This window comes from Fimbriimonadaceae bacterium, from assembly GCA_019638775.1.
GTDB lineage: Bacteria > Armatimonadota > Fimbriimonadia > Fimbriimonadales > Fimbriimonadaceae > JAHBTD01.
In genome coordinates this window covers 827,200-838,598 of sequence record JAHBTD010000001.1, presented here as the reverse complement: position 1 = coordinate 838,598, position 11,399 = coordinate 827,200, and the positions used below count along the sequence as shown (strand labels likewise).

The following is an 11,399-nucleotide window of genomic DNA, read 5'->3' as shown; positions in this document are numbered from 1 at the left end:
TGCGCAGGGCAAGGGAAGTCATTTCTCACAGAGCGCACGGAGAACCACAGAGACACAGAGGGAATGGGATGACAACACTCTGTTGTTGCCGCGTGATACTTTGCGCCTTGGCGTCTTTGCGAGAAAGAAACGAGTGGTCGATCATCAGCTAAGGGATTTCTCACAGAGCGCACGGAGCACCACAGAGGCACAGAGGGTGCGAGAGAGCACAAGCTGATTTCCTAAGCGATGATTTAGGGATGACGAGTGATGAATAGGGGAAAGCAGGAAGGCAAGCAGAGGTAGATAGCTGATCGCTGATATCCGATAGCTTCCCTGGGAGGGCAAGGCTAGATATCCCTCCGCCGCTTGCGGTGGAGGGTCTAACGCTGATAGCTGATAGCCGATAGCCGACTGCTACTCTGGGAGGGCAACGCTCCGTCGTCGCCGAAGAGTCCTACGCAGAGGCGCAAAGTTCGAAGAGATACGATGAATAGGCTTTGCGCCTTGGCGTCTTTGCGAGAAAGAGAATTTGGCTTCACGCAGAGGTGCAGAGTTCGCAGAGACCTCTGCTCAAACTCGGCGTGCGTTGCGGGTTCTGCCAGAGACATAAGAGCGGTCAGGGCTGCCGATTAACGACGGCCGACATCTACCCCGAACGTGGCCCGATGTATTTCGTCGCAATCACAATGTCATCGAACCACACCGACTGCTTGTCTTTCCAGTACGCCTTCGTCGGGTCGCCGGGGTCGTAGCCGTAGTGCTCCAGCCAGAAGCAGTTGACTTTTACATCGTTGCGGGTGCGCCAGCGGATGCCGGTGAACTCGCCGATTAGCTTTCCATCCACCCACATTGCCTGTTTGCCATCGGCCTTTTCGGGCGCAGAGTTTGCCTGGATCATGAACTCCCAGCATTGCCACTTGTCCAACGGTGGGATCACTCTTTTTGAGCTGGCTGGCTCTCCCTTTCCTGGTCCGGGAGGGAAGAAGGCGTTGCCCCAATACTTGTTCATCTTGGGGTCGATGTCCATGTCGGGATAGTAGGTGTAGAGGTTGACCTCCCCTGGTGGTGGGTTCTTTCCCCACGCGAACCAAGGCTCCATGCCGGTGGAGAAATAGGAGCCGTCCGGCTTAAGGCCCGCCTTGCCAAACGCCTTCCATTTGTTCTCTGGCGGGTTGGCGAGAAGCATCACGAAGTGGTGGGCGTACTGATAATCCTTCGCGAACTTCACGTAGAAGCGGGCATAAACGATGTCGGCGCCCGGCATAAACCACTTCACCAGATGCGCGCCGGTGTCCTTGCCGCGCGTCATCGGCATCTCGATGCACTTCTTGCCGCCGTTCGGTGCGTGTTCGGTGATTACGGGGGAACCCTTTCTGTCCTCCCAGATCGTGATGTCGTTCTTCTCGAAGTCCTCGGCAAAGAGGACGGCGGGGTCTTTGGCGATGCCTTGGTCGGCCGGGTACTTGGCGGCAAGACCGGTCTGCTGCGGTTGGTTTTGAGAGAGGCAGAGCAATGCGAAAAGAGTGAGCATTTTGTTTATCGTACACGGGATTTCTTGCTCAGGCGCAATGAAGCTGAGCACTTGCGCATTTTGCGAGACTCAAGGGAGGGATTTCTCACAGAGTGCACTAAGTACCACAGAGGCACGGAGGGGTTGGGGGCAACACAGGCCTCAGCTTTTCTCCGCTTTCGTTTGCGGGTCGAGGAAACAGAAGTGTGGTTGGTGCCCCTGATCTGCCAGGAATCGTGGATCAATCAGGAGCGATCTCGCTTAGCAAATTGTCCACGTTCAACGGTTCGCTGACCATCGCCAGATGACCCTCGGGGGTCTTGGGCCAAAGCTCCGTCGGCCTATCCCAGTAAAGCTCGACGCCGTTGCCGTCTGGATCGCGTACGTAGAGAGCTTCGCTCACGCCGTGATCGCTCGCCCCGTCGAGTTCAATTCCTGCCTCGACCAGCCGCCGCAGGGCATCGGCGAGGGCGGCACGGCTCGGATAGAGGATAGCCAGGTGATACAGGCCGGTGGTCCCGGGGGCGGGCGGCGACCCGCCCTTGCTCTCCCACGTGTTGAGGCCGATGTGATGGTGGTAGCCGCCTGCCGACACGAATGCCGCGCCGCGCCCGTAACGTTGGGTGAGCTCAAAGCACAGCACACCAACGTAGAATGCCAGCGCACGGTCAAGGTCGGCGACCTTGAGGTGGACGTGTCCGATTCGGACACCGGGGTCGATGGGTTTATTGGGTTTGATGTCGTTCATGTTCGTGGTTTGGTTTTCGTAAAAATCTCCAGCAGCTACCTGCAAGCCAAACTTTTCGCCTTTGTGAGACTTTTCGGCAACGACGGAGCGTTGCCCTCCCATAGTAGCTGTCGGCTATCAGGTATCAGCTATCGGCGTTGGACCCTCCACCGCGAGCGGCGGAGGGATGTCAAGCCTTGCCCTCCCGGAGTAGCAGTCAGCTGTCAGCTACAGGCGGTCGGTTGGACCCTCCACCGCAAGCGGCGGAGGGATGTCAAGCCTTGCCCTCCCGGAGTAGCAGTCGGCTATCGGCTATCGGCTATCAGCTGTCAGCTATCGGCTGTCAGCTACAGGCGGTCGGTTGGACCCTCCACCGCAAGCGGCGGAGGGATGTAAAGCCATGCTGTCCCAGAGTAGCTGTCGGCTATCAGCTATCAGCTGTCAGCTACAGGCGTTCGGTTGAACCCTCCACCGCAAGTGTCCTGTGCCATGACATAGTTTCCACTTTGTGCCAACACATCCTTTCCAGTGTAGGAGCTGGTGAACCCAGCCCGCTTGGCTTTAGCTCAGAAACTTCTGTACCTTTTGCGGCAGGACATTTGTAAACGCATACCGACCTGGGCCTGCGATCAGAATGGTCAAGGACATGCCGATCAGCGCCAGGTTGTACTCATATCCGCCCGGCATGAAGAAGCCGTTGGCAAAGTGAACCTTTTGGATCGCGCCAATCATAATCACGGTTAGGGCTGCGGATGAAAAGCGGGACAAAAATCCAACGATCAGCCCGAGGCCGCCGAAGAGTTCGCCGATGGTCACCAAATAGCCGACCGGGCCCATGCCCTTTACGACCGCTTCGATGCCGGGGCCGTCGAAAGCGCCAAACTTCTGCGCGCCGTGAATCGCGAAAATAACGCCAAGGAAAAGGCGGAGGACGAGTAGAGCCACATCGACTGATGTTCGATCTCGATTGTGTTGTGTTGAGTTTTCCATTTGAGTCTCCTTTCGAGTGCTACGTAGGAGTGAACACTCAACTGTAAAAAATAGTTCCAAATGCAAATATAAGACGTTAAATAACTGCTCTGCGCTAGGACTTTCCTGCCGGGCTAAGTCCAGCTCTTATTCTTGAATACGCCTTTTTGGAGGTGAGGAGGGGGTTGATGGATATGAAGGAGACCTGTTCTGAGCGATCGCGACTCGATACTTATTCGCATTGCGACGCTAAGGCTGGCCCCAAGCGACTCAATTCGGGCATGCTATACCTATGCTTGCTCTGCTCTTCTGTTCGACGGTCGCACACGTTTTTGCCGAGCCGGTTGTCAGCGTCACTCCAGCCGGATTTGAGCGCGCGCGTGAGCCCCAAATTGCCATTGACGTTGACCGCCGCATCTATATCGCCTTCGGAATGGCGAACACACTGTATCTATCGACCTCTGACGACGGGGGCAAGAGCTACGGCGAACCCACGAAGATCGGCGAAGCGGGAAAACTCTCGCTGGGTATGCGGCGTGGGCCGCGGATTACCGTCCACAAAGGCGTTGTCACGGTTTCGGCGATCTATGGGCCAGTGGGGCGTGGGCAAGACGGCGACCTTGTGGCTTGGAAGTCGGCAGATAAGGGCAAGACCTGGAGCGGTCCGGCAAGAGTAAACGACGTCGAGAGCGCGGCAAGGGAAGGTTTGCATGCGATGGCAGTCGCTCCCGACGGCACCGTGTCCTGCACTTGGCTCGACATGCGGGCAAAAGGCACGACGCTGTACATGTCGAGCTCCAAGGACGGAGGCGCAACATGGTCGAAGAACTCGCTGGTCTATGCGTCGCCGTCGGGGACTATTTGCGAGTGTTGTCATCCGTCGATGACTTTCGATATGAAAGGGCGGCTTTACGTGATGTTTCGCAATCTGATCGACGGGGCGCGGGATATGTATTTGATGTCCAGCGGCGATCTTGGAAAAACCTTCTCCCCGGCCAAAAAGTTAGGCCAGGAGACATGGATATTGAACGCCTGCCCGATGGATGGCGGCTCGCTTGCAGTGGGCGATGCCGGGCAAGTGGTCACGACGTGGCGCACAGAAAGCACGGTCTATGCGATGGCAGGTACCGAGTCCAAAGAGCGGGCACTGGGCACAGGGCAGCAGCCCTGGGCAGTGTATGGCAAACAGGGTCCTTACCTGCTGTGGATGAAAGGCCGTGGGATTGCGATGACGAACCCGGCAGGTGAGGCCGTTGATCTCACCGTTCGAGGTTTATCGCCGGTTGCGTCGTCGAGCCCTGACCGGGGTTTGGTGATCGCGGCGTGGAGCGACGAGGGTATTCGCGCCTTGCGGGTTGAGGCTCCGTAAGAAACGAAGCTTACGCCAAGGGCATTGCGATCGTTTAGGCTCGCGGTAAGGGCTTGAACCAAGTTCTTGCCGCATATAATGCAAACACGAGAATGAACATCCAGGCCTGGTATGCCCGACCCTTCGTCGCCGAGATCACCGAGATTTTCGGGTACCCAAAACCGCCTGATGTCGTTACCGAAGAGCAAGTAGACGGTTGTCAAAGAAAGCTCGAAATCCTGTCGAGCAAGCCTTGGCATGAGATTGAAAGGAGTGACTACTGGTACTGCCTGATGGACTGGGCTCACGCCCCGCTACAGAGGGAACTCTTCGACTACCTCTGCCCAGGAATCCTCATCCATTGGCGTGATTTCACTTTCAATGCAGAAAGCTGGCCAGCAGGGGAAATCGACATTTACCGTGCGATGTATCGAGGTGAAGTGCTCTGGAGAATGATGGACCAGAATCGCCGAGAAGCAGTATTGGACTGGATGCATGATGGGTTTATCGAAGGCGTGGATAACTGGTCAGGCAAGCTTGAGTGGACGCAGCATGGCGGTCGCGATACCTGTCATTTCTTTCTTTGGACCTTTCACGCCTTGGGGCAATGCTCATTGATCACGGCTCGGATTTGGGAAACTCTGTCAAACGTCAAGACATCAGGACGTGCTCAGTTCTGGATTGTGCTTGCCACAGGAATTGCATATCCGATCAATTCAGCGCCATTTGTAGTTCACACATCTTCGAACCGCATCGGCACCGGCGTAGTTCTTAACCAGTCAGAATCGGAAATCCATGATGCAGGTCTGATCGCTGAGAACGTTGATTACTTGCAGGAGCGGCTCACCCTTGATTTCCTCGCGGAGAGGCTTAAAGATAGTCTTGCAACAGACCTCTATGCATTCGAGAAAGAGATCGTTCATCAAATCATGTCTCAGTTGAGTATGGGCCGCGGCTATGCTCAAGCCAAGCTGGATTGGTATCTGAGTACGTTGAGGAAACCTTATCTGGACGACCTTGAAGGGTTTCCCGGAGACGCACTCTGACGTATCCTTTATGCCATGTCCCTGATCGCCGCCGTCGCTCTGCTAAGCTCAATCATCGTGCAGGAACCCGCCGCCCCGCTCTCCGTCATGTCGTTCAACATCCGCTACGGCACAGCCAACGACGGAGACAACCATTGGAAGCTGCGAAAACCCGCCACGATCTCCGCCCTGCAAAAGCGGCGGCCCGAGCTCATCGGCATGCAGGAAGTCCTCGACTTCCAGATCGGCGAGCTGCTAGAGGGCATGAGCGGATACCAGTCCGTCGGCGTGGGCCGCGACGACGGCAAGAGCAAGGGAGAATTCTCCGCGATCCTCTTCGACGCCTCCCGTCTCAAAGTCCTCCGATCCGACACCTTCTGGCTCTCAGATACGCCCAACGTTGTGGCTTCCAAGGGTTGGGGGAACAACGTCGTGCGCATCTGCACCTGGGCATTCTTCAAAGACCTCGGGACGGGCCGATACTTCTACCTCTACAACCTGCACCTCGACCATGAATCCCAGCCAAGCCGGGAGAAGAGCGTCGCCCTGCTCCTCCAGCGCATCGCCGAACGCGGCACTGCCGATCCTGTGCTCATCTCCGGCGACTTCAACGCTGGCGAGGACAACACTGCGATCCGCGCCCTGAAAGAGGCGGGTTGGCGCGACTCTTTCCGCGTCCTGCATCCAGAGGCGAATGAGGTGGGCACGTTTAGCGGATTCAAAAGCTACGGAAAGGACAAGATCGACTACTTGTTTGTCGATGCGAAGACCAAGGTTTTGTCTGCTGAAATTGTGAAGGACAAGGTGGACGGACGCTGGATTTCCGACCACGCGCCGGTAGTTGCAACGGTGGAGATAGTTAACGATGAACGATGAGTGATGAGTGAGGAAGGATGAAGGATGAACGATGAACGATGATTGGGAATGGTGAAGGATGCGGCAGGGCGAAGTTCCGTCTCTATATTTCACGCAAAGGCGCAGAGTTCGCAGAGACATTCACCTTTTTTCACGCTAAGACGCAGAGTTCGCAGGGGCATTCACCCCAAACTCTGCGTGACTCATCTGAGAACTTCGTGCTGGGGTGAAACATTCCGAAGAAAATCAACCCAGGAACGCCGAGCATCGTGGAAAATGTCACTTAGATCGCCATGGAAACGCTCAACCGCATTCCGGGATACGACCGCTATATCCTCACAGTCGAGGAGTACACAGCCTTTCGCCGCGACGGCTTTCTGATCGCGCGCGGTGTCGTACCCCCCAGCGACATCCAAGAGCTGGTTGCCCACACCGAAGACCTGATGTACGGGCGTGTCACCGTTCCCGGCCTTGAGCCCCCACCCCCTGGCGCAACCCCGGCAGAGATCGAGAAGCGGCTTTTGCGCATTCATATGCTCCACCGCGAACTCCCCCTCCATGAGCGGGTGCTCCTGCATCCGCGCGTGCTCGACATCGTGGAGTCGCTGATCGGGCCGGACGTGAGCGCCATGCAGACGATGCTGTTTATCAAAGCTCCCGGGGCCGACGGTCAGGGCTGGCATCAGGACACCTACTACATTCCGACCTTCCCGGACACACTGATCGGGGCGTGGATCGCGCTCGACCGCGCCGACATCGAGAACGGCTGCATGTGGATGGCGCGGGGAAGCCAGACCGAGCCGGTCTATCCACCGGCGCACGGCTATGGCTACGGCGATTTCAACCTCAAGGAGATTCATCAGGTATCGGCGGTAGGAGGGCACAGCAACACCGACGATGATCCCGGCAACTCGCTCTGGCCCATCGCCAACAAGTACCGCGAGAACGACTGGGTGCCCGTGATTCTGGAGCCGGGAGACGTGGCGTTTTTCGGCGGGCATATTCTGCATCGCTCTCTGAGCAACAAGACGACCGACCGCTTCCGGCGCGCCTTTGTCAGCCACTACAGCAACGCCCGAAGCTACAACACCTGGGACGAGGGCAACCACAAGCACATCCTGGCGAGAGGCAACACGTCGCTCCCCTACGCCAAGCCGAAGTTCGGGACGCCTTGCGCCGCGCTCAAGCCAGAGCCGTCAGTATCGGATCGGGGAGCGACGCCAACGATGATGATGGCGACGAAAGACGGGACGATGGAAGCGCAGGAGCCAGCGCTTGAGCCGCATGAGGATTGAAATCGGCTATCGGCTGTCGGCTGTCAGCAATCGGCTATCAGCTATCGGCAATCGGCTATCAGCTATCAGCTATCAGCTATCGGCGATCGGCAATCGGCTATCGGCTGTCACGCGAGCTTCTCTGGGAGGGCAACGCTCGTCGTTGCCGAGAAGTCTCACGCAGAGGCGCAGAGTTCGCAGAGCCTCAACACAAGGCTGCGATTAGACCCCCCACCGCAAGCGGTTGGAGGGATGAAAATCAGTGATCAGCTATCGGCTATCGGTTATCAGCTATCGGCAATCAGCAATCGGCGATCTGTAATTTCGAATTGTTTAATCGACATACGCGTCTTCTGTTGGTTTTTGCCGCAGATAAGCCTCGATGAAGCCGTCGATATCCCCGTCAAGGACGCCGATAACGTTGCCCGTCTCCTCTGCTGTCCGATGATCTTTCACCATCGTGTACGGCTGCATGACATAGCTTCGGATCTGCCGCCCCCATTCCGCCGGACCGATGACTCCCTTGATCGCTCGCGCTTGATCTTCGGTTTTGGCGGTTTCAAGCTCTTTGAGCCTTGCCGCAAGAACGGTCATCGCGGAGGCTCGATTCTTATGCTGAGATCGCTCGTTTTGGCACTGGACCACAATCCCGGTGGGGATGTGGGTGAGGCGCACAGCCGACTCGGTTTTGTTCACGTGCTGACCGCCTGCGCCGCCTGCGCGGAGGGTCTCGACCTTGAGGTCGTCGGGGTTGATATCGACTTCGGTTTCTTCAAACTCGGGCATGACTTCGACGCGGCAAAACGAGGTGTGGCGTCGTGAGTTTGCGTCGAAAGGTGAAATTCGCACGAGCCGATGTACCCCGTTTTCACTCTTGAGATAGCCGTAGGCAAAGTCGCCCTTGATCTGGAAAGTGACATTGCGGATGCCGGCAACATCGCCCTCTGTCTGGCTGAGGACTTCAAGCGCAAAACCCCTTCGCTCGGCCCAGCGAGTGTAGATCCGGAAGAGCATGGAGGCCCAGTCGCAGGCTTCGGTTCCGCCTGCTCCGGCGCTAATTTCGAGAAGCGCGTTTCGGTCGTCGTGCTCGCCGCTCAAGAGCGTTTTGAGTTCAAACGCATCGACGTCCTTCAAGAATTGGAGCGCCATTTGGTCCGTCTCTTTCTCAAGTTCGGGACTGGCTTCCATCTGCAGGAGTTCGTACATCTCCTGGATATCCAATTGGGTTTTGGTAAGTGCTAAGAAAGGCTGGAGGATGCCCTTCAAGCGCGACAGCTTTTGCAGCTCCTTGTTCGCGGATGCGGGATCGTTCCAGTAATCGGGTTGAGCAGATTTTTCTTCTAGCTCGTGTATGAGTTGCTGAAGCATCGGTACGTCAAAGATGACCTCCGATAGCGTCCAGCCGCCCCTTGGCTTCGGACAGCGCTTGATGCTGTTCAATAGTCAGCATGCCGGGAAGGTACCTGACGCAGACCCAAGCGCGTGATAGAAAGTCTGGATTTGAGCACAACGGCTGCGGCATTTTGAACCTTGAATGGGCCAACTGTAAGTTCAAACATCATCCCTGCCAGAACTGCCAGATTTTGTGTGCAAGCATCCCAAAGGAGCAAATGTTGTTGTTCAATTCATGGGGGAGTTCGTGGCAATTGAAGGAGGCCACCCATGTATTGGAAAGGTTGGACTATCTTATTTTTGGCAGGCTTTGCGGGCACTGTTCATGCGGTGTCGATCACTGGGCTGTACGGCACCGGCGTCAATAACAATGGCACGGCACTTGGAGATACCGCTACTGATGGGCACTATACACTTGTCGATTCGCCGGTGAACGGCGCGGCTCGCACACCCCTAACGGGCTATTTCCCGCTCAACGGACCTTATTGGTTACCCGATCAAGGCACGAGCCGGTGGATTGCGCCAGGGTCCACGATCAACGGAGATGCCCCAGCTGGGCTTTATGTCTATCGTACCAAGTTCATGATTGAAGGTCTTGGCTCGGGCGGCGGCCCTTTGAACAACGGGCCAAACCCAGAAACTTTGGATGGATATCGCTTCCGTCTGTGGGGTCGGTGGGCGTCCGACGACATCGGCATTGGGGTTTATCTCAACGGCAGCTACATTGGCGGAACGAATGAAGCCGAGCGTCCTTGGGCGACTTGGGCAAGCTTCGACACCGGCTTTACCGGTCAGATGTTCAAGGCGGGTGAGAACACGCTCGAATTCCGCGTTCAGAATGCCGTGTTTGCCGGGAGGAACCCTACCGGGATTCAAGCCCAGGTCCACGGAGCGTTTCAGGCGGTGCCGGAGCCAGCAAGCCTCTCGGCAATTGCGGCAGGCGGATTATTGCTTCTTCGACGTCGAAAGAGATCGAAGTAGCGTGTATTCGGGTTAGGCCGCGCGAGCGTAAGTTTCTGCGGCCACTCGGTGCTGGCGCGAAAGTGTCACTTCCGAGGTGATCTCTCCACGCCAATCTTGGAGGGTCAGCAGCGCCTCGGTTTCAGCGTCCTGAACACGGGCGAGAATGTGCCGTGCCTTTGGATCGAGGTTTAGCTTTTCGAGCTTGTCGAGAACTTCGGCACGAGCTTGGACCAAGCCCCGCAGTGTCTCGGCATCGGGAGAGGTTTGCGCCAGCTCCAGCGTGATGAGCAAGAGCTTCTGAGCCAGATCAGCCGAGTGGCTAAGCGGCAAGCTGCGCCTCCGCTGGTCCGTCAAGATGCTGGCTGCTTTCGAGAGCAACCCAACTTTCGCGCAAATCGCTCAGGACCTTGATCGAGCGGTCGATCGGCACGGGATCGTCGTTGATGTTTGCCGTGATCAGTTCGTTTGTGACGTAGCCGTACAGCGAGAAAAGGTTCTTGGCGATCTCTCCACCCTTCTCCATGTCCAGAGAAGCCATCAGCTCAAGAACGATTCGTTGAGCCTTTTGCAGACTGTCGTTCTGCTTTTCGAGATTCCGCTCCTTCATATGGTGCTTTCCAGCTTCCATAAAGCGAAGGGCGCCATCGTAGAGCATTACGATGAGCTGAAGGGGCGACGCCCCATTGACTGCGTTCTTTTTGTATTCTAAAGCCGACTTGTTATATGCCAACGGTCCACTCCTCACCTAGAGACACTTTGGATTGTCGGAGCAACTTTCAAAATCTCAAGAGGATTCCCAGGTTTATGGGCGATCTTTTGAATCGATTGTGAGTTCATCGCGCGGAATCAGCAGAAAAATGACGGTGACCGTGATGAGGACCCAGCCCAGTGGAATCATCCATAGAAACGCGTCGGGGTACTCGGGCTGGGGCGCTTGCGGTACGCCTCGAAACATGAGCGCTTGCCGAAGACGTAGGTAAAAGAACACGCCTGAGGCCATCGATCCACCCAGAAATCCGGCTGCCCCCGGTAGGCCAAACTTCCGTGTGACAATGCCTCCTACGATCAAGGCGGGCAGCATCCCCGCCAACGCACCCAGGAATAGTGCATTCATTGTATAGATGTCCAGGAAAACGATATGCGGCCATATCGTGAGGATGTATGTGCCGATCGATGCCCCGACGAAACCCGTGCAGCCAAAGAGCATGATCGTATCCATGTCTCGTGGCTTATTGGCGCGTTTATTTTTCTTGTCAGGCGTGCTTTGATCGCTCATTTGGATGTCCCTTAGCACTTTACTTATTTACGAAAGACTTGACTAAGACCTCGTTCACCGCTGGGTACGAGTTGCAAG

12 protein-coding genes are annotated in these 11,399 nt (G+C 56.4%); 5 read left to right on the top strand and 7 right to left on the bottom strand.

Features of this window, described 5'->3' with window-relative positions; translation table 11 throughout:
• Positions 1–628 precede the first annotated feature (628 nt).
• The 3 genes from KF784_03925 to KF784_03915 all read right to left on the bottom strand — a co-directional run bounded on the left by KF784_03925 (position 629) and on the right by KF784_03915 (position 3,209).
• On the bottom strand, positions 629–1,513 hold the full coding sequence (locus KF784_03925; protein MBX3118189.1) for a hypothetical protein: 885 nt from the start codon (positions 1,511–1,513) through the stop codon (positions 629–631).
• Positions 1,514–1,733: 220 nt separating this feature from the next.
• Positions 1,734–2,342, bottom strand: coding sequence for a VOC family protein (locus tag KF784_03920; protein ID MBX3118188.1), 609 nt, complete (start codon positions 2,340–2,342; stop codon positions 1,734–1,736).
• A 438-nt stretch (positions 2,343–2,780) separates the two neighbouring features.
• Entirely contained in the window at positions 2,781–3,209 is a 429-nt protein-coding gene (locus KF784_03915; GenBank protein MBX3118187.1) for a DoxX family protein, read from the bottom strand.
• 271 nt (positions 3,210–3,480) lie between these two features.
• Here KF784_03915 and KF784_03910 point away from each other — a divergent pair, with 271 nt between their 5' ends.
• The 4 genes from KF784_03910 to KF784_03895 all read left to right on the top strand — a co-directional run bounded on the left by KF784_03910 (position 3,481) and on the right by KF784_03895 (position 7,711).
• The gene (locus KF784_03910) at positions 3,481–4,557 is read left to right on the top strand and encodes an exo-alpha-sialidase (protein ID MBX3118186.1); all 1,077 of its coding nucleotides are present in this window, start codon (positions 3,481–3,483) and stop codon (positions 4,555–4,557) included.
• A gap of 92 nt (positions 4,558–4,649) precedes the next feature.
• Positions 4,650–5,582, top strand: a complete 933-nt coding sequence (locus KF784_03905) for a hypothetical protein (GenBank protein MBX3118185.1) — start codon at positions 4,650–4,652, stop codon at positions 5,580–5,582.
• Between the two features lie 15 nt (positions 5,583–5,597).
• Positions 5,598–6,437, top strand: coding sequence for an endonuclease/exonuclease/phosphatase family protein (locus KF784_03900; GenBank protein MBX3118184.1), 840 nt, complete (start codon positions 5,598–5,600; stop codon positions 6,435–6,437).
• A 272-nt stretch (positions 6,438–6,709) separates the two neighbouring features.
• Positions 6,710–7,711 (top strand): phytanoyl-CoA dioxygenase family protein, encoded by a 1,002-nt coding sequence (locus KF784_03895; protein ID MBX3118183.1) that lies wholly within the window; start codon positions 6,710–6,712, stop codon positions 7,709–7,711.
• Positions 7,712–8,023: 312 nt separating this feature from the next.
• Here KF784_03895 and prfB read toward each other — a convergent pair whose 3' ends face one another.
• Positions 8,024–9,130 (bottom strand): peptide chain release factor 2, encoded by a 1,107-nt coding sequence (prfB, locus tag KF784_03890; protein ID MBX3118182.1) that lies wholly within the window; start codon positions 9,128–9,130, stop codon positions 8,024–8,026.
• Positions 9,131–9,352: 222 nt separating this feature from the next.
• Here prfB and KF784_03885 point away from each other — a divergent pair, with 222 nt between their 5' ends.
• The gene (locus KF784_03885) at positions 9,353–10,063 is read left to right on the top strand and encodes a PEP-CTERM sorting domain-containing protein (GenBank protein ID MBX3118181.1); all 711 of its coding nucleotides are present in this window, start codon (positions 9,353–9,355) and stop codon (positions 10,061–10,063) included.
• A gap of 12 nt (positions 10,064–10,075) precedes the next feature.
• Here the strand turns inward: KF784_03885 and KF784_03880 are convergent, their stop codons facing one another.
• The 3 genes from KF784_03880 to KF784_03870 form a co-directional block, all read right to left on the bottom strand.
• Entirely contained in the window at positions 10,076–10,375 is a 300-nt protein-coding gene (locus KF784_03880; GenBank protein ID MBX3118180.1) for a hypothetical protein, read from the bottom strand.
• The gene (gene fliS / locus KF784_03875) at positions 10,365–10,775 is read right to left on the bottom strand and encodes a flagellar export chaperone FliS (GenBank protein MBX3118179.1); all 411 of its coding nucleotides are present in this window, start codon (positions 10,773–10,775) and stop codon (positions 10,365–10,367) included. The genes KF784_03880 and fliS overlap by 11 nt, the downstream gene beginning before the upstream one ends.
• 72 nt (positions 10,776–10,847) lie before the next feature.
• Complete coding sequence (locus tag KF784_03870; GenBank protein ID MBX3118178.1) at positions 10,848–11,321, bottom strand: hypothetical protein; 474 nt, start codon at positions 11,319–11,321, stop codon at positions 10,848–10,850.
• Positions 11,322–11,399 lie beyond the last annotated feature (78 nt).